This is a genomic window from Caldovatus sediminis (assembly GCF_014644455.1).
Taxonomy (GTDB): domain Bacteria; phylum Pseudomonadota; class Alphaproteobacteria; order Acetobacterales; family Acetobacteraceae; genus Caldovatus; species Caldovatus sediminis.
In genome coordinates this window covers 120,188-138,020 of the sequence record NZ_BMKS01000007.1, presented here as the reverse complement: position 1 = coordinate 138,020, position 17,833 = coordinate 120,188, and the positions used below count along the sequence as shown (strand labels likewise).

Annotated in this window: 12 protein-coding genes; 6 read left to right on the top strand and 6 right to left on the bottom strand. The window is 74.2% G+C overall.

All coding sequences use genetic code 11. The features are described from left to right. The first annotated feature begins 10 nt into the window (after positions 1–10). Entirely contained in the window at positions 11–2,410 is a 2,400-nt protein-coding gene (gene lon / locus IEX99_RS13215; RefSeq protein WP_229678010.1) for an endopeptidase La, read from the top strand. Positions 2,411–2,432: 22 nt separating this feature from the next. Here lon and IEX99_RS13210 read toward each other — a convergent pair whose 3' ends face one another. From IEX99_RS13210 to aepX, 4 genes are read right to left on the bottom strand one after another with little or no spacing between them, the layout of a single operon-like run. Next, a complete protein-coding gene (locus IEX99_RS13210; protein WP_188900984.1) occupies positions 2,433–3,536 on the bottom strand; it encodes a 2-aminoethylphosphonate--pyruvate transaminase in 1,104 nt (367 codons plus the stop codon). Next, on the bottom strand, positions 3,533–4,552 hold the full coding sequence (locus IEX99_RS13205; RefSeq protein ID WP_188900982.1) for a lysylphosphatidylglycerol synthase domain-containing protein: 1,020 nt from the start codon (positions 4,550–4,552) through the stop codon (positions 3,533–3,535). Before IEX99_RS13205 ends, IEX99_RS13210 begins: the two co-directional genes overlap by 4 nt. Continuing rightward, entirely contained in the window at positions 4,549–5,730 is a 1,182-nt protein-coding gene (aepY, locus tag IEX99_RS13200; protein ID WP_188900980.1) for a phosphonopyruvate decarboxylase, read from the bottom strand. The genes IEX99_RS13205 and aepY overlap by 4 nt, the downstream gene beginning before the upstream one ends. A 12-nt stretch (positions 5,731–5,742) precedes the next feature. After that, positions 5,743–7,407 (bottom strand): phosphoenolpyruvate mutase, encoded by a 1,665-nt coding sequence (gene aepX, locus IEX99_RS13195; RefSeq protein WP_229678009.1) that lies wholly within the window; start codon positions 7,405–7,407, stop codon positions 5,743–5,745. Positions 7,408–7,510: 103 nt separating this feature from the next. On the opposite strand from aepX, the gene IEX99_RS13190 reads away from it, so the two are divergent. Next, complete coding sequence (locus IEX99_RS13190; protein ID WP_229678008.1) at positions 7,511–8,278, top strand: phosphocholine cytidylyltransferase family protein; 768 nt, start codon at positions 7,511–7,513, stop codon at positions 8,276–8,278. Between the two features lie 117 nt (positions 8,279–8,395). Here the strand turns inward: IEX99_RS13190 and IEX99_RS13185 are convergent, their stop codons facing one another. Both IEX99_RS13185 and IEX99_RS13180 read right to left on the bottom strand, forming a co-directional pair. Continuing rightward, complete coding sequence (locus IEX99_RS13185; protein WP_188900974.1) at positions 8,396–9,613, bottom strand: M20 aminoacylase family protein; 1,218 nt, start codon at positions 9,611–9,613, stop codon at positions 8,396–8,398. A gap of 91 nt (positions 9,614–9,704) precedes the next feature. After that, the gene (locus IEX99_RS13180; RefSeq protein ID WP_188900971.1) at positions 9,705–10,949 is read right to left on the bottom strand and encodes an ABC transporter substrate-binding protein; all 1,245 of its coding nucleotides are present in this window, start codon (positions 10,947–10,949) and stop codon (positions 9,705–9,707) included. Positions 10,950–11,639: 690 nt separating this feature from the next. Here IEX99_RS13180 and IEX99_RS13175 point away from each other — a divergent pair. From IEX99_RS13175 to IEX99_RS13160, 4 genes are all read left to right on the top strand, one after another. Then, positions 11,640–12,560 carry a dienelactone hydrolase family protein gene (locus tag IEX99_RS13175; protein ID WP_229678007.1) on the top strand — a complete coding sequence of 307 codons (921 nt, stop codon included), beginning with the start codon at positions 11,640–11,642 and terminating at the stop codon, positions 12,558–12,560. Between the two features lie 1,007 nt (positions 12,561–13,567). Continuing rightward, positions 13,568–14,863: an MFS transporter gene (locus tag IEX99_RS13170; protein WP_188900969.1), complete on the top strand. Its 1,296-nt coding sequence runs from the start codon at positions 13,568–13,570 to the stop codon at positions 14,861–14,863. A gap of 57 nt (positions 14,864–14,920) precedes the next feature. Beyond that, positions 14,921–15,988 carry an ABC transporter substrate-binding protein gene (locus IEX99_RS13165; protein ID WP_188900967.1) on the top strand — a complete coding sequence of 356 codons (1,068 nt, stop codon included), beginning with the start codon at positions 14,921–14,923 and terminating at the stop codon, positions 15,986–15,988. Between the two features lie 42 nt (positions 15,989–16,030). Next, positions 16,031–17,791, top strand: coding sequence for an ABC transporter permease (locus IEX99_RS13160; RefSeq protein WP_188900965.1), 1,761 nt, complete (start codon positions 16,031–16,033; stop codon positions 17,789–17,791). The last annotated feature ends 42 nt before the right edge of the window (positions 17,792–17,833 follow it).

The window sequence follows — 17,833 nt, the reverse complement described above, 5'->3', positions numbered from 1 at the left end:
AACAATGCCGATGGAAGACCGCCGCCGTCCCGCCCCCGATCTCGGTCCCGCCCCCGGCGGGAGCGGAGGACCGAGCCTGCCGCCCGACGCGCTGCCGATCCTGCCCCTGCGCGAGACCGTGCTGTTCCCCGGCGCGGTCATGCCGCTCGTGGTGGGTCGGCCGTCCTCGGTCGCCGCCGTCCAGCACGCCATCCGCGAAGGCCAGCAGGTCGGCGTGGTGATGCAGCGCGACCCGCAGACGGCGGAGCCGACGGCCGCCGACCTGCACCGCACCGGGACGGTGGCCAACATCCTGCGCTGGGTCACCGCGCCGGACGGCTCGCACCAGCTCGTCTGCCAGGGGGTGCAGCGCTTCCGCGTGCTCGACTGGATCGCGGAGCGGCCCTTCATCGCCGCCGGCGTCCACCGCATCGAGGAGCCCGAGGGTCCCCGCACGCCGGAGATCGAGGCGCGCATGCTGCACCTCCGCAACCAGGCGCTGGAGGCGCTGCAGCTCCTGCCTCAGGCGCCGGAGGAGCTGGTCAAGGCGGTGCAGGCGATCGGCGATCCCGGACCGCTCGCCGACCTCGTCGCCGCCTATCTCGACATCCGGCCGGAGGAGAAGCAGGAGATCCTGGAGACGCTCGACCTTCAGGCGCGGCTCGACCGCGTCTCCCGCGCCCTGTCCCGGCGCCTGGAGGTGCTGCGCCTGACCGCCGAGATCGGCCGCGAGACCCGCGCGAGCCTCGATGCGCGCCAGCGCGAGGTGCTGCTGCGCGAGCAGATGGCCGCGATCCAGCGCCAGCTCGGCGAGGAGGACGGCAAGGCCGCCGAGATCAAGGAACTGGACGAGGCGATCGCCAAGGCGGGGATGCCGGAGGAGGTCGAGAAGGTCGCGCGCAAGGAACTGCGGCGGCTGGAGCGCATGCCGGAGACCTCGCCCGAGGCCGGCATGGTGCGCACCTACCTCGACTGGCTGATCGAGCTGCCCTGGCGGCTGCCGGAGGAGAAGCCGATCGACATCGCCGAGGCGCGCCGCATCCTCGACGAGGACCATTTCGGGCTGGAGAAGATCAAGCGGCGCATCGTCGAGTACCTCGCCGTGCGCAAGCTCGCGCCCGAGGGCAAGGCGCCGATCCTCTGCTTCGTCGGGCCGCCGGGCGTGGGCAAGACCTCGCTCGGCCAGTCCATCGCCCGCGCGATGGGGCGGAAATTCGCCCGCGTCTCGCTCGGCGGCGTGCACGACGAGGCGGAGATCCGCGGCCACCGGCGCACCTACATCGGCGCGCTGCCCGGCAACATCATCCAGGCGATCCGCAAGGCCGGCGCGCGGGACTGCGTGCTGATGCTCGACGAGATCGACAAGCTCGGCCGCGGCCTGCACGGCGACCCGGCGGCGGCGCTGCTCGAGGTGCTCGACCCGGAGCAGAACCAGACCTTCCGCGACAACTACCTCGGCGTCCCCTTCGACCTCTCGCGCGTGGTGTTCATCACCACCGCGAACATGCTCGACACCATCCCCGGGCCGCTGCGCGACCGCATGGAGGTGATCGAGCTCAGCGGCTACACGGAGGAGGAGAAGCTGCAGATCGCGCGGCGCTACCTGGTGCGCCGCCAGCTCGAGGCGAACGGCCTGAGGCCCGAGCAGGCGGAGATCACCGACGAGGCGCTGCGCGCCGTCATCCGCCACTACACGCGCGAGGCCGGGGTGCGGAACCTGGAGCGCGAGATCGGCCGCGCGCTGCGCCACGCCGCGGTGCGCATCGCCGAGGGGGCGGCGGAGCGCGTGCGCATAGACGAGCCCGACCTCGCCGCCATCCTCGGCCCGCCGCGCTTCGAGAACGAGGTGGCGATGCGCACCTCGATCCCCGGCGTGGCCACCGGCCTCGCCTGGACGCCGGTGGGCGGCGACATCCTGTTCATCGAGGCGACGCGCACGCCGGGCAGCGGCAAGCTGATCCTGACCGGCCAGCTCGGCGACGTGATGCGCGAGAGCGCGCAGGCGGCGCTGAGCCTGGTCAAGAACCGCGCCGCCTCGCTCGGCATCGATCCCGGCGTGTTCGAGAAGAGCGACATCCACATCCACGTCCCCGCCGGCGCGGTGCCGAAGGACGGGCCGAGCGCGGGGGTGGCGATGTTCGTCGCCCTGGTCTCGCTGCTCACCGAACGCACGGTACGCAGCGACACGGCGATGACGGGCGAGATCAGCCTGCGCGGACTCGTGCTGCCGGTGGGCGGCATCAAGGAGAAGGCGACGGCGGCGGTGCGCGCCGGCATCGCCCGCGTGCTGATGCCCGCGCGCAACCGCAAGGACCTCGAGGAGATCCCGGAGGACGCGCGCAAGCGGCTGGAGTTCGTCTGGCTGGAACGCGCGGAGGACGCCATCGCGGCCGCGCTGGAGGCGCCTCGCTCCGCACGGCCGGACGAATAGGCCGCCGGCTCGGCGACGCGCCTCAGGCGGCGGGCCCGGACGCCGCGAGCGTCGCCTCGATCGCGCCGAGCAGCCGCTCGAAGTCCCGGCGGTCGAGGGCGCCGATGCAGCCGATCCGGAAGGTCTCGGCCCGGGTCAGCTTGCCCGGGTAGATGAGGAAGCCGCGGGCCGCGAGCGCGTCGTAGAAGGACGCGAAGCGCAGCGGGCGGCCCCGCGGCATGCGGAAGGTCGCGATGATCGGGGCCTGCACCGCCTCGTCCAGGTACAGCTCGAAGCCGAGGCGGCGCATGCCGGAGAGCAGGGTGCGGAAGTTCTCGCGATAGCGCGCGAGCCGCGCGGCGGGCCCGCCCTCCGCCTCGAGCTGCCGCAGCGCCTCGACCAGCGCCGCCACCACCTGCACCGGCGGGGTGAAGCGCCACTGGCCGTCCTTCTCGAAGCCGAGCCACTGCTCGTGCAGGTCGAGGCTGAGCGAGGGGCTGACGCCGGCGGCGCGCCCCAGGGCCTCCCGCGCGACGAGGGCGAAGCCGAGGCCGGGCACGCCCTCCAGGCACTTGTTCGCGGACGCCATGACCGCCGTCACCGGGACGGAGCGGAGGTCTATCCCGATCGCGCCGAAGCTGCTCATCGCGTCGAGGAGGAGGTGCCGTCCGGCGCCGGCGACCGCCTGCGCGACCTCGGCGAGCGGGTTGAGCAGGCCGGTCGTCGTCTCGCAGTGCACCAGGGCGACGTGGGTCAGGGCCGGGTCGGCGCGCAGCGCTTCGGCGACGCGATCCGCCTCGACCGGGCGGTCCTCGGGCCAGCGCAGGACCTGCGCCGGGCGGCCGAGGCGCCCGGCGATCGCCGCGATGCGCTCGCCATAGGCGCCGTTGGCCAGCACCAGCAGCTTGTCGGCGGGGCGGACCAGGGTGGCGATCGCCGCCTCGACGACGAAGGTGCCGGAACCCTGCAGCGGCACGCAGGCATGCGTGGCCTCGCCCTGCGCGACGGCCAGCAGGCGCGCGCGCAGCTCGGCCGTGAGCGCGACGAAGGCGGGGTCGCGGGAGCCCCAGTCGCGCAGCATCGCCTGGCGCGTCGCGAGGCGGGTGGTGAGCGGCCCGGGGGTGAGCAGGATGGGGTCGCCGTTCATCGCGGCGGGGTCCTCCGTGCGGTCCCGGCAGCCGCAGCGGCGGCGCGCGCCTCCGCCATCGCCCCCCACCGCCAGGCGACCAGGCCCGGCAGGCCGAGCGCGATGTCGCGGATCCGGCGGATCAGCGCGAAGGCCAGGGCCTGCTCCGGCGGGATGCCGAACAGGCCGCAGGCGAGGACGAAGCCGCCCTCCTGCACGCCGAGGGCGCCGGGTATCATGAATCCCAGGCTGCGCGCCAACTGGCCGAGGCTCTCGATCACCAGCGCCTCGGCCAGGCCGACCTCGATGCCGAGGAGGCGCAGCGCCGCCCAGGTCTCCAGCGTGCCGAGGAGCCAGGAGGCGAGGTGCGCGGCCCCGCTCGACCAGAGCCGGCGCGGCGCGCGGTGGAGGCGGAGGACCGCCTCGTGCAGCCCCGCCATCCCGGCCGCGGCGCGCCCCGCGCGGGCCGATCCGACGGTCATCCTCGGCAGCAGGCGCTCCACCAGGCGGAACAGGCCCCGGCGCTGCGCCGCGAGGAAGCCGAACGCCATGGCGCCGCACAGAGCCGTCGCGGCGACCAGCCAGCCGGTGGCGTCGCCCCTATGCGGCAGATGCAGCAGCACCGCGAGCCCGATCGCGGCGAACGCGAACAGCGCGGCCAGCTCGGTCGCCAGGTCCACGGCGACGCTGGCGGTCGCCGGGACGGTGCGGGTCCCGCCGCAGCGGACGAGGAGCTGGGCGCGCACGACGTCCCCGCCGACCTGCGCCACCGGCAGCAGCGCGTTCACCGCGTCGCGGATCCACCGCATCCGGACGAGCGCGCCCCATCCGGGGCGCCCGGGCGCGTCGATCAGCGGCGCCCAGCCCAGGGCGGCGAACAGGATCTGCGGCAGCCGCAGGGCGAGGACGGCGAGCATCCCCCACCAGCCAACGGCGCCGAGAAGGCGGAGGATCTCGTCCGGCTCGTTCGCGCCGACGAGGTAGGCGGCGACCGCGAGCCCCACCAGGAGGGTGACGAGGGCCGACCAGCGGGTCACGCGGCCGCCGCCGCGTCCCGTCCCGCCGCGGCCGCGGCGACGCCGGCCAGGAACGCCCGGAAGCGCCGCGCCACCTCCGGCGGCGGCACGGTCGGGCGCCCGAGCTTCGCCATCGAGCCGGGCGCGATGCGCAGATGGATCAGCGCCGGTCCGGGCCGGGCCATCGCCTCGCGCAAGGCGGCCTCGAACCCGTCGAGACCGGCGCAGGCGGCGGCGTAGGCGTAGCCGCAGGCGAGCGCGACGGCGGCGAAGTCCACCGAGGCCGAGACGGTCGGCTGGCCGCCGGTCGAATCGTGCACGCCGTTGTCGAGCAGGATGTGGACGAGGTTGCGCGGGGCGCAGGCGCCGATGGTGGCGAAGGTGCCGAGCTTCATCAGCGCCGCGCCGTCCCCGTCGAGGACGAAGACCGGCGCGCGGGTGTTCAGCGCGACGCCGAGCGCCATGCCGCTCGCCCCGCCCATCGAGCCGACCTGGTAGAGGTGCTGCGGCCGGTCGGCGAGGGTGAAGAGCTCCCGCCCGCATTTGCCCGTCGTCGCGATCACCGCGCCGTTCTCCGGGACGAGCCGCAGGAAGCGCTCCAGCGCCGCCGCGCGCGCGGGCCGCCCGGCGGCGCCGGCGGGGAAGTCGGCGCGGCGGCCCGGCGCCGGCAGCGGGCGGTCGGCCGGGCGCAGCTCCTCCTCCGCCACGTCGCCCTTGCGCATGACGAAGGCGAAGGGGAGGCCGGTGCTCCGCATCCGCTCCGTCGCCTCGGCGAAGGCGGGGGCGAGGGCCTCGCGCGCGGCGGGGAAGGGCGCGTGCGGCACGCCGATGACCGCGAGCAGGTCCTGCGTGATGCGTCCCATCAGCGCGTGCTGCGGCTCGTCGGGGATGCCGGGCTCGCCGCGCCAGGTGACGATCAGCAGGGTCGGGATGCGGAAGGGCTCGTTCAGCGAGGTGAGCGGGTTGACCGCGTTGCCGAGGCCGGAGTTCTGGCACATCACGACCGTCTGGCGCCCGGCGAGCCACGCCCCCGCGGCGATGGCGACGGCCTCGCCCTCGCTCGCGGCGCCGACATAGGCGAGGCCGGGCGCGGAGAGCGCGCCGTTGATCAGCGGCGTGAGGAAGCTGCACGGCACGCCGGTGTAGAAGTCGAAGCCGGCGCGGGCGGCCTCGGCGAAGAAGTCGCTCGCTGCGATCATGGGGCGCGCAGGCTAGCCGAAGTTGCGGGCCTCGGCGAGGTCGCCGAGGGTGTCCACGTCGAGCCAGCAGGGGCCGGTGAAGTAGAGGACCTGGACCGGATGGCGCGCGGCGAGGCGGGTCAGGAGGAGCGGCAGGTCGGCGGTCTCGAGCAGCCCTTCGGCCTCGAGCGCGGCGATCTCCTCGCGCAGCCACCCGGCGCCGCGGGCGCTGAAGCGGGCGAGGCCCATCCACTCGCCGCAGGCCTCCTCCGGCGGGATGTCGTTCGCCACGCGGCGGAGATGCGCCGGGGCGTCGTCCAGGAAGTGCCCCGAGAAGCGGCGGTCGGCGACCACCAGATCGGGGAGGCTCGGCGAGGGGCCCCGCCGCGCGCCGCCCGAGGCGTCCACCGCGAGGACCGCATCGGCGCCGCTGGCCAGGAGGGAATCGAGGACATACCGGCGGAACAGCACGTCGCCATAGGCGAGGACCGTCTCGCCCCGGATCGCCTCGCGCGCGCAGGCGAGGGACCAGGCCTCGCCGGTCTCGGCATGGCGGTCGTTGTCCACCATCCGCACGCCGCCGAGCCGCACCGCCTCCCTGCCGTAGCCGCGCACCACGGCGATGTCGCGGATGCCGCTCTCCCGCAGCGTGCCGACGAGGGTCGCGAGCAGCGACCGCCCGCGGATGTCCACCATGCATTTCGGCCGGCCGGCGCCCGAGCCGCCGGGATCGCCCCCCGAGGCCGCGAGCACGATCGCCGCCGCCGTCGGCCTGGCCGGCAGGTAGCGCTTCTCGGCCTGCTCGAGCTCCGCGTTGCCGACCAGGCGGAAGATGTCCTTCACCGACGCCACCTGGCCCTCGACCCGCAGCAGGGACTCGTCCCGGCGGATGCGGGCCGCCGTCTCGCGCATGGCGACGATCGCCGCGCGCAGCAGGTGGTTGGCCCAGATCACGGTCGAGATGCCCGCCTCGCGGAACAGCGCGGTCGGCGTGGCGTAGTACATGGTCGGCACGATCACCAGCGGCGCGCGATTGGCCCAGTGCCGGGCGAAGGCGAAGATCTCGTCGGCGGTGGACTGCTTGGAGTGGATCAGGATCGCGTCCGCCCCGGCGCGGTGGTAGGCCTCCGCCCGGCGCAGCGCCTCCTCCATGCCGAGACCGGAGACCAGCGCCTCGACGCGGGCGACGAGGACGAAGTCGTCGTCGAGCTGGCTGTCCTTGCCCGCCTTGATGCGGCCGCAGAACTCCTCGATGTCGGCGAGCGGCTGCCCCTCGCCGATGAAGGAGTTGGTCTTGGGGAACAGCTTGTCCTCGAGGCAGACGCCGGCGAGGCCGCGCTCGCACAGCTTGCGCACGAAGCGGCGGACGTTGTTGAAATTGCCGTGGCCGGTGTCGCCGTCCACCAGGATCGGCAGGGTCGTGGCGTCGGCCATGTATTCGAGGACGTCGAGCACCTGCGTCCACGACGCCTCGTTGCTGTCGCGCAGGCCGAGCGCGGCCGACATGGTGAGGCCCGACGCCCAGATCCCGCGGAAGCCCGCCTCCTCGACGATCTTCGCCGAGAGGCCGTCATGGGCCTCCATCAGGAAGGAGAGCGAGGGCGAGGCGATCTCGCGCCGCAGCGCCGCGAAGCGCGTCGCGGGGGGGCGGAGGGCGGACTCGAAGCCCCGCAGGCCGGACGGAACGACGTCTCCCAAAATGCAGCCTCCCGGTGTAGACGCGGACATGGTCGGCGCGTGGGCCGAAGGCCACCGTAATCGGGATTTCGCCGCAGTGTCATCCCCGGGGAGGAGCCGTTCCTTGTCGCAGCATGGGCCGACCGCCTCCGCGATCATCCTGGCGGCCGGGGTCGGGCGGCGGCTCGGCGCCGCCGATGGCCGGCCGAAGGTCCTGCTCGAGTTCGGCGGCCGGACGCTCCTCGAGCGCCACCTGGCGGCGCTGCGGGCCTGCGGGGTCGAGGAGGTCAGCATCACCGTCGGGCACGGACGGGAGCGGATCGAGGCCGAGGTCGCGCGCCTCGGCGAGGGCGAGCGCGTCCGCTTCGTCCACAATCCCCGCTACCGGGAGGGCAGCCTGGTCTCGCTCTGGGCGCAGGCGGACCGCCTGCGCGCGGGCGGCGGCCCGCTGCTGCTGATGGACGGCGATGTCCTCTACGACCGGCGGATGATCGCGCGGCTCCTGGCGGCGCCCGGCGAGAACGTCCTGCTCGTGGACCGCGACATCGAGCCGGGCGAGGAGCCGGTCAAGGTCTGCTTCCGCGGCGACCGGATCGTGGACTTCCGCAAGCGGCCCGAGCACGCGCACGACTGGCACGGCGAGTCGGTCGGCTTCTTCCGCTTCTCCGGCGCGATGGCCGCCGCCCTCGCCGACCGCTGCGCCGCCCATGTCGAGGCGGGGCGCACGGCGCTGGAGTACGAGGAGGCGATCCGCGACCTGATCCTCGCGGCGCCGCACCGGTTCGGCGCCGCCGATGTCACCGGCCTGCCCTGGATCGAGATCGACTTCGCGGCGGACGTCGCCCGCGCCCGCGCCGAGGTCCTGCCGCGCCTGGAGGACGAGCCTTCCTAGGGCAGATCGCGGACGGCCGGGGACAGCCGGGAGCGTGAAGTGGCCGCGGCGCCCTGTCGCCGGGGGCGATGCGCCGGCCGACCGGACCCCCGGCCGGGCGGTCCGGACCGGCGCGCGTCAGGCGTCGGACGATCCGCCCCCCAGCTCCTGCCGCACCAGCGCCACCCAGTAGGCGACGCCGTGCGGGAGCGCCGCGTCGTTGAAGTCGTAGAGCGGCGAGTGCAGGTCGTGGCACGCGCCGCCGCGCTCGCCGGCCGTGCCGTTGCCGAGGAACACGAAGGCGCCGGGCCTGGCCTGCAGCATGTAGGCGAAGTCCTCGCCGCCGGTGACGGGCGCCGTCTCCGCGTCCACCCGGTCGGCGCCGGCGACGCGGCGCGCTGCGGCGAGGGCGGCCTCGGTCTGCGGGCCGTGGTTGACCAGCGGCACCGCGTTCCACCAGAGCCGCGTCTCCGCGCTCGCCCCCTGCGTGGCGGCCGACAGCTCGGCGAGTTCGCGGATGCGCCGCTCCACCAGCGCCTGCATCGGCGCGTTGAAGGCGCGCATCGTGCCGCCCACCACCAGCTCGGCGGGCATCACGTTCAGCGCCTCGATCGAGCCCCCGCCGATGTGGCCGACGCTGATCACCACCGACTCCAGCGCCGGCACGTCCCGGCTGACGACGCCCTGCAGCGCCTGCACGAAGATCGCCTGCGCGACGGCGAGGTCGGTCGCGCTGTGCGGCGAATTGCCGCCGTGACCGCCGGTGCCGCGGAAGGTCACCGTCCACCGGCCGGAGGCCGCCATCATCGGCCCCTTGCGCGCCGCGAACCGGCCGACCGGGAGGCCCGGCATGTTGTGCAGGCCGTACACCGCATCGCAGGGGAAGCGGTCGAACAGGCCGTCGTCGAGCATCGCCTTCGCGCCGCCGCGGCCCTCCTCGGCGGGCTGGAAGATGAAGTGCACGGTGCCGGCGAAGTCGGGATCCTCGGCCAGCACCCGCGCGGCGCCGAGCAGCATGGCGGTGTGGCCGTCATGGCCGCAGGCGTGCATGCGGCCGGGGTTGGCGGAGGCGTAGGGAAGACCGGTCTGCTCGGTCAGCGCGAGGGCGTCCATGTCCGCGCGCAGCGCGATCGCGCCCTGCCCCGGCCGTCGCCCCCTCAGCGTGCCGACGACGCCGGTCCCGCCGACGCGCTCGGTGGTCTCGATGCCCCAGCGGCGCAGCCGGTCGGCGACCAGCGCGGCGGTGCGCGTCTCCTCGTTGCCGAGTTCGGGGTGGGCGTGGATGTCGCGCCGCAGCGCGACCAGCTCGGGCAGGTGGCGCTCGATCCCGGCCGTGATCGCGCCGCGTCGCTTCATCGGTCGGGGCTCCCTCCGTTCGGTCCGGAACCGGTCCGCGCCCACCGCACCGGGCGTGCGCCTGGGCGACGAGGCGATGGTCGGCGGTTTCCTAGCCGCCCCTGCGGCCGCCCGCCACCAGCGGGCAGCCGCCCTCCTCGATCGGACGGTAGGCCTCCTCGATCGGCACCTCGCGGACCAGGCGGTAGACGTCGTAGGGGCCGCTCGACTCGCCGGGCGCCTTCACCTGGAAGACGTAGACCGGGCTCATGCGCCGCCCGTCGGCGCGGATCGAGCCGCGGCCGAACAGCCGGTCGTCGGTGGGCATCTCCTTCATCCGCGCGACCACCGCCCGCCCGTCGGTCGAGCCGCCCACCGCGTCCACGGCCTTCAGGAAATGCAGCACCGCGGCGTAGACGTTGGCCTGCAGCGCGGTCGGCATCCGGCCGTTGTGCCGCGCGGCAAAGCGCCGGGCGAAGTCGCGCGTGCCGTCGTTCATGTCCCAGTACCAGTTGCCGGTGACGATCGCCCCCTGCGTCGCCTCGAGCCCGAGGGAGACGATGTCCGACACGTAGACCGCGAGGCCGAGCACGCGCTGGCCGCGCCGGGTGAGGCCGAACTCGCCCGCCTGCTTCATGGCGTTGATGAAGTCGGCCTGCGAATTGGCCAGCGCGACCACCTCGGCGCGCGAGGCCTGGGCCTGCAGCAGCACGGAGGAGAAGTCCGCCGTCCCCAGCGGGTGCCGCACCGAGCCGAGGACCCGGCCCCCGGCCCGCCGCACCGCGTTGGCCGACTGCTGCTCCAGATCGTGGCCGAAGACGTAGTCGGCGGTGATGTAGAACCAGGTCGAGCCGCCCTCCCGCACCAGCGCGCGGCTCGGCACGTTCGCCATCGACCAGTTGTCGAGCGAGTAGTGGACCGTGTTGGGCGAGCAGGCGTCGCCGGTGAGCCGGGTGGTCACGGCGGCGGTCACCAGCATGGTCCGGTTGGCGTTGCGGACCACGTCACCGACCGCGAGCGCGACCGCGGAGTTCGGCAGGTCCACGATGGCGTCCACGCCATCCACGTCCACCCACCGGCGCGCGAGGGCGGAACCGACGTCGGCGCGGTTCTGGTGGTCGCCGGAGACGATCTGCACCGGCAGCCCCGCCGCGCGGCCGCCGAAATCCTCCGCCGCCAGCTGCGCGGCCACGACCGAGCCCGGTCCCGCCACGTCGGCGAAGCTGCCCGACATGTCGCTCAGGATGCCGATGCGAACGGCGTCGCGCTGCGCAGGGCGCTGCTGCGCCCCGGCCTGCCCCGCCAGGATGCCGAGGCCGAGGGCCAGGGCAGACGCGAACACCAAGGACCGTCGCATGTGTCTCCTCCTCCGTCGTCGGTTCGTTGTCGGATGGCCTGCGCAGGATGCCCGCTGCGCACGGCGGATCAACCGTGCGCAAGGCCGGCGCGCATGTCCAGGTGCCGCCTTCGGGGCGATCGCCGCGGCGACGCATCCCGCCCCTTGCGAGCCGGGGATCGAGGCGATTTGCGGGCGCCCCGCCCTGGCCGCGTACCGATCGCGGTTGCCATCGGCGGGTCCACCGTGCGATGCCCACGGCGCAAGGCACCCGCGCGAGTCATGGCTTCACGTCCCGTGCATCGCTGGCGACCGGCGCCGGCAGCATCGGCTGCCGCACGGCGGCGCCGGCACCGCGGGCGCCGCGCACGGCGTGGATCGGGGGCCGGCGCGCATCTCGGCCCGGCCATGCCGCCGGCAGGTTCCGGCCGGCGCGCGGGCCCGGGCGGCGATGCGCGGCCGGCACCGCACCCGGCGTACGAGGCGGGAGGCGCGGCCATCGCGTCCGTCGAATCCGGCGGCGGCCCGTCAGGCGCGTCGCGGCGCCGGGCGCCGCCCTGCCGCTGCCGCCGCGGTCCCTGGCGGTGGCTGCGCCGCGCGGCCCTGGCCTTCGTCTCGGCTGCCGGCCTCGCGGCGCCATCCCCGGCACAGGAAGGCTGGCATCTGCGCGACCCGTGGCCCGCGCCGGCCGAGGTCGCCGGCATCGCCGGCGTGGACGTCGCCTTCCCGAGCAGCAGCCCCTTCGTCCCCGCCGACGCGGCACGGGCCGAGCCGACGACCGCGCTCGGCCGGCTCTACATGCCGCGGTCCGACGAGGCCAGGCCGGCGCCGCCGCGCTCCATCCCCGCCGTCGTCATGCTGCACGGTGCCGGCGGGATACGGTACGCGCGCGAGATCACCTATGCGCGCCAGCTCGCGGCGATGGGCGCGGCGGCGGTCGTCCTCGACGTCTTCGCCGCCCGCCGCGACCGGGCCCTCGGCTTCACCGAGCGCCTGATCGAGATCACCGAGACGATGGCGCTCGCCGACGCCTACGCGGCGCTGCGCCACCTGCCCCGGCGGCACCCCGAGATCGACCCCGACCGCGTCGTCCTTGTCGGCTTCTCCTACGGCGCCATGGCGGCGATGTACGGGGTCTGGGCGACGGTCGCGGAGCGGCTGGCGCCGGAGGGCCAGCGCTTCGCCGGCCACGTCGCCTTCTACGGCCCGTGCCTCGCGCGCTTCGAGGAGGCGCGCACGACCGGCGCGCCGGTGCTCATGCTCTACGGCACCGGGGACGAGCTGATCGACCCCGACCGCTGCGCCGCGTTCGCCGAGGACCTGCGGCGCGGCGGGTCGGCGGCCACCGTGATCGCCTACCCCGAGGCGCTGCACCAATGGGACGGCGGGACGCCGCCGCTGCGCATCGGACGTCTCCTCGGCGCCTGCCGGCTGAGCGTCGGCGCGGACGGACGGGTGTGGGACCTGCGGACCGGGCTGCCGATGACGGGGCCGTTCCTGCGGCGCCTCATCCTCGCCGCCTGCGTCGAGGATCGGCCCTACATGATGGGCGCCGACGAGGCGGTCCGGACGCGTTCGAACCGCGACCTCGGGCGGTTCCTCGACATGGTCTTCCGCCCGCGCCAGGGGTGAGCCGCCCAACTCTTGCTACGGGGCGGCGCGCGCCGATCAAGACGACTCCGGCGCCAGCACGACCCGGGCCACCTGCAGTCGGGCGGCGGCCGAATGTGCGCCTGCGATGCGGGCAGCGGATCGGCGCGACGAAGTTCGGCGAACAGGTGTCCGATGACGCGCGGCGGGTCCGCCAGCGCCGCTTCAGGGCCGCGATCTCCGCGCAACGCCTTCGCCCGGTCGCCGCGGACCGGGCGGATCCTGGAGCCGTTTTCGCTCAGCTGAACTCGCCGCAACGGCTCCCGCCCGTCGTTGGCCGAGCCGATTCACGCTCCCGGCTGTTCCGGCCGTCCGCGATCGGCTCTGGAGGCGCTGGCGTCGAGCCTGGCGCCGTCGATCGGGACCGTTCCCGGCATGGGTAGCCTGCTACCGCGCGCCGGCGGCGGCACCCGCGGGAAGGCCGCCTCGAAGGCGGCGCCGCTGGCCCGGCGGAAGGCCGCGGTGGCGTCGTGGGCAAGGCGCGGGCTCGCCGCGACGCGACGAACGCCGATGTCGCGGCGCGTCGCCCGCTCGATGCGCCGCGAGGAGAAGATCGGCCCAGACGCAGATCAACAGCGACAGCGGCCGCCCGGATCGGCCGCGCCATGAAGGCATCCGGCGCGACCCGCTCCGTCGCCGCCACCGCGCAATGCGCCACCCCGTCCGCCGGAAGCCATTCCTTCGCATCCGGCGGCGGCAGGAAGGCCCGGTCGCGGCCGCCAGGTTCGCCGTTCTCACACCCGGCGGGCCCCGACAGGCCGCTGGCGCGCCGGCCGCGACGGGAGCCAGATCGCGCGAAGACCGCGCAGCGCGCTCAGGAAGCGGCTGCAAGGCGGCGCACGAGGCGCACCCGGAGAGCGGGCAGGGCGAGGATCGCGGCCTCGCCGCCTGTGAGCGGGATTCACGCGCGCTGAGGGCCTTTCGGTTGAGCGCCTCCGAGCGTGCGGCCACACCCGTGGGACCGCAGACCCGATGCCCCGGAGACCCGCATGGGCAGCGAGGCCGCCACTCCCCCTCCGCCGGTCCCTGCGCGCGTGCTGCTCGCCGTCGCGCTCGGTGCCGTCGTGATGGCCGCGTCCATGGGCGCGCGACAGAGCTTCGGCCTGTTCCTCGGTCCGCTCGCGGCGCTTCCCGGTCTTTCCCTGTCGCTCGCCGCCTTCGCCTTCGCGCTGCACAATCTGTCCTGGGGCCTCGCGCAGCCCTTCGCCGGCGCCGCCGCGGACCGGTTCGGCGCGCCGCTCGTGACGGCGGTCGGCGCCGCCCTCTACGCGGCCGGCCTGCTCGCCGTGGTCCTCGCCCCGGGCCCCGCCGCGGCGCTGCTCGGCCTCGGCGTGCTGGTCGGCCTGGGCCTCGCCTGCACCAGCTTCGGCACGGTGATCCCCGCGGCCGGGCGCGCGGTCCCGCCGGGGCGGCGCTCCGCGGTGATGGGACTGGCCGGCGCCGTCGGCGCCGCGGGCGCGGTGGCGGTCGTCCCGCTGGCGCAGGCCTCCCTCGATCGGAGCGGGGCGGGGACGGGGCTGCTGGTGCTCGCCGCGCTGGTGCTGGCCAGCGCGCCGTTCGGCCTGGCGCTCCGCGCCGGCGGTCGCCGCAGTGGCGCGGCCGCTTCGGTCCGCGGCCCGGCGCCGGCGCCTCCGGCGCTGTCCGCGGTGCTGGGGGCGGCGTCGCGCCACGCCGGCTTCCGAATGCTGACGCTCGGTTTCTTCGCCTGCGGCTTCCAGCTCGCCTTCATCGGCATCCACCTCCCGGAGCACGTCGTCCGCTGCGGCATTCCGGCCGCGGTCGGGGCAGCCGCGCTCGCGCTGATCAGCGTCGCCAACGTCGCCGGAAGCTGGCTGTGCGGCCTGGCCGGATCGCGCTGGCGGCCGCAGCGCGTCCTGGCGTGGCTCTACCTCGCGCGCGCGGGCCTGATCGTCGCGCTGATCGCGCTGCCGCCGAGCCCCGCCGTGGTGCTCCTCTTCGCCGCGGGGATGGGGGTGATCTGGCTCGGCACCGTGCCGCTGACCAGCGCGCTGATCGACCGCATGCTCGGCGCGCGCCATCTCGGCACGCAGTTTGGCCTGTGCTTCCTGAGCCACCAGATCGGATCCTTCCTGGGCGCGGCGCTCGGCGGCTATCTGCTGGAGGCGACCGGATCCTACACCCCGGTCTGGGTGCTCACCGCGGCGGTCGGCGTGGTGGCCGCGGTCCTGCACCTGCTCATCAACGACGCGCACGCGTCTCCGGCGCGGGCGCGTGCCGCGGCGCGAGGCGAAGCCCGCGGCGGACGCGCACCGCGCTTTGATTGACACCCGGAACCCGGCGACGGCAATCTCGGCCGGGTCGCACTCGGCAGGGAGGAAGCAATGAACGGCGGTCGTCCCCTCGGCAGGCGTGCGTTCGGAGCCCTGGCGGGGCTGGGGCTGGCGGCTCCCGGGCTGCTGCGCGCCCAGACGCCCCCCGAGATGACCCGGCACGAGCGCGCCCTGTACGAGGCCGCGCGCTCGCGCAACGAGCAGGTCACCTGGTACGTCGCGCACTACAACAGCGAGACGGCGGAGGCCCTCGGCCGCGCCTTCGACGAGACCTATCCCGGCGTCCAGGCGCGGGTCGTGCGCACGACGGCGCAGGTGGCGTACCAGCGCCTGACGCAGGACATGCGCGCGCGGGTGCAGAACTGCGACGTGTTCAGCTCGACCGACGTCGGCCACTACGTCCGGCTGAAGGCGGACGAGCGGCTCGAGAAGTACGTGCCGGAGAGGACCTCGGAGATCATCGAATCGCTGCGCGGCATCGATCCGGACGGCTTCTACCACACCACCTCCATCGGCACGGTGCTGATCAACTACAACACCGACAGGGTGAAGCCCGAGGAAGGTCCGCAGAAGTGGACCGACCTCCTGGACCCGAAGTGGCAGAACCGCGTCACGGTCGGCCATCCGGGGTTCTCCGGCTACGTCGGGACCTGGGTGGTCCTGATGCGCAAGCTCTACGGCTGGGACTACTTCCGCAGGCTGGAGCGGAACAAGCCGCAGATCGGGCGCTCGATCAACGACACCGTCACCATGCTGAACTCCGGCGAGCGCTGGGTCGGCGCGGGGCCGGGCGCGACCACGCTGCGCAGCGCCTCGCGCGGCAATCCGCTCGGCGTCATCTACCCCGAGGACGGGACGCTGCTGATGATCTCGCCCTCGGCGATCATGAAGGGCACGCGCAACCCGAACGCGGCGCGGCTGTTCGTGGAATTCCTGATGGGCAGGCGCGCCAGCGAGGTCCAGGTCCAGAACTTCAGCGAGATCGTGCGGAGCGACGTGCCGCTCTTCCCCGGCGCGCGCAACCTCGCCGAGGTGAAGCTCATCCGCCCCACCACCGAGGAGATCGAGCAGGGGATCCCGGAGGTGAAGGAGCTCTGGCGCGAGACCTTCGGCGTGTAGCGCCCCGCCCGCCCGGGCGGACCGACGGGGAGGAGCCGGAGCATGAGCAGCAGCACCGCCGCCGCGGCCCCCAAGGCAGCCGCCGCGCGCGGGGGCGAGACGCCCGCGAATGCCCTGCTGCGCCGGATCCGCTACGTGGAGCCGGCGACGCTCCTGTGGGTGGCGCTGATCGGCGTGCTGGCGTTCCTCGTGGTCTGGCCGGTGGCGGAGCTCTTCCTCAGCAGCGTGCGGTCGGAGCGCACCGGCGCCTTCACCCTGTCGAACTACGCCGCGGCCTACGGGCGGCAGCGCTACGTGGACGCGCTGCTGAACTCGCTCGCTCTCGGCACGGTCAGCGCGCTGATCAGCGCGGCGCTCGCCCTGCCGATGGCCTGGGCCTGCTCGCGCACCGACATGCCCGGGCGCGGCTTCGCCTGGCTGACCGTGCTCGCCGCCTTCATCATCCCGCCCTATCTCGGCGCGATCGGCTGGATCCTGCTGGCCGGGCCGAACTCGGGCTGGATCAACCAGGCCTGGACGACGCTCACCGGCAGCGAGGGCAGCATCGTCAACGTCTACACCTTCTGGGGCCTCGCCTTCGTCATCGCGCTGAACGCCTACCCCTTCATCTTCATATTCGCGAAGTCCGGCCTCGACCTCGTCTCCTCGGAGATGGAGGACGCGGCGAACATCCTCGGCGCCGGCACCTGGCTGACGACGCTGCGCGTGACCCTGCCGCTGGTCTGGCCGGCCATCCTGGCCGGCGTCATCCTGGTCTTCCTCGAGACCATCGCGCTGTTCGGCACGCCGGCGATCATCGGCATCCCGGCGCGGATCAACGTCGTCACCACCCAGCTCTGGCAGTTCTTCGAGGCGCCGGTGCGCGCGGAGGTCGCGGCCGCCTACGCCATGCCGCTGCTGCTGATCACCGCGTTCCTGATCCTCGTCCAGAAGCTGATGCTGGGCCGCAAGGGCTACGTCTCGCAGACCGGCAAGGGCGGCGAGCGCCGCCTCATCCCGCTCGGCCCCTGGCGCTGGGTCTTGCTCGGCTGGTGCGGCTTCGTCTGCCTGATCTCGGTCGCGGCGCCGATGATCGCGCTCGTCCAGGCCTCCTTCGCCAAGGCCTGGGGGCGCGGCTTCTCCCTGGGCAACCTGACGCTCGGCAACTACGCCTACCTCCTGTTCGGCCACGACGCCGCCTGGGGCGCGATCGTCAACACCTTCGTCTTCTCGGCCGCCTCCGCGACGCTCGCGATGATCGTGGCGCTCGCCATCGCCTACATCGTCAAGCGCGGCGTGGTCCCCTTCGGGTCCGTTCTGGCCTTCCTGTGCATGGCCCCCTTCGTCATCCCCGGCATCGTCATGGCCATCGGCTTCTACGCCGCCTACGCCGGGCCGCCGCTGCTCCTCTACGGCACCATGACGATGATGATCCTGGCCTTCACCACCCGCTTCCTGCCGATCGCCTACGCCAACGGCGCGGCCGGCATGCAGATGATCCATCCCGAGATGGAGGAGGCGGTGCGGATCCTGGGCGGCGGCCGGCTGACCGCGATCCGCGCGGTGGTGGCGCCGCTGCTCAAGAGGGCGCTGCTCGGCGGCTGGCTGCTGGTCTTCATCCTCGCCACCCGCGAGCTCTCCGCCGCCATCTTCCTGGTGGGGCCGGAGACGCGCACGATCTCCGTCCTGCTCTACGACCTGAGCGAGGAGGGGAACTTCGAGGTGCTGTCCGCCCTCGGCGGCATCCTCCTCGTCATCACCCTGGCCTTCGTCGGCATCGGCATGCGGCTGATCGGCCGCGACTTCATGCTGCGGAGGGAGTGAGCCGCCGGGCCGGCCGCCTTCGCGAAGAGAGGGAGAAGGGCG

What these genes read in the sequence shown, in the direction of transcription:
- IEX99_RS13170 (WP_188900969.1), top strand. Translation starts at nt 13,568, where the DNA reads ATGGGCAGCGAGGCCGCCACTCCCCCTCCGCCGGTCCCTGCGCGCGTG.
- IEX99_RS13165 (WP_188900967.1), top strand. Translation starts at nt 14,921, where the DNA reads ATGAACGGCGGTCGTCCCCTCGGCAGGCGTGCGTTCGGAGCCCTGGCG.
- IEX99_RS13160 (WP_188900965.1), top strand. Translation starts at nt 16,031, where the DNA reads ATGAGCAGCAGCACCGCCGCCGCGGCCCCCAAGGCAGCCGCCGCGCGC.
- IEX99_RS13180 (WP_188900971.1), bottom strand. Translation starts at nt 10,949, where the DNA reads ATGCGACGGTCCTTGGTGTTCGCGTCTGCCCTGGCCCTCGGCCTCGGC.
- aepY (WP_188900980.1), bottom strand. Translation starts at nt 5,730, where the DNA reads ATGATCGCAGCGAGCGACTTCTTCGCCGAGGCCGCCCGCGCCGGCTTC.
- lon (WP_229678010.1), top strand. Translation starts at nt 11, where the DNA reads ATGGAAGACCGCCGCCGTCCCGCCCCCGATCTCGGTCCCGCCCCCGGC.
- IEX99_RS13210 (WP_188900984.1), bottom strand. Translation starts at nt 3,536, where the DNA reads ATGAACGGCGACCCCATCCTGCTCACCCCCGGGCCGCTCACCACCCGC.
- IEX99_RS13185 (WP_188900974.1), bottom strand. Translation starts at nt 9,613, where the DNA reads ATGAAGCGACGCGGCGCGATCACGGCCGGGATCGAGCGCCACCTGCCC.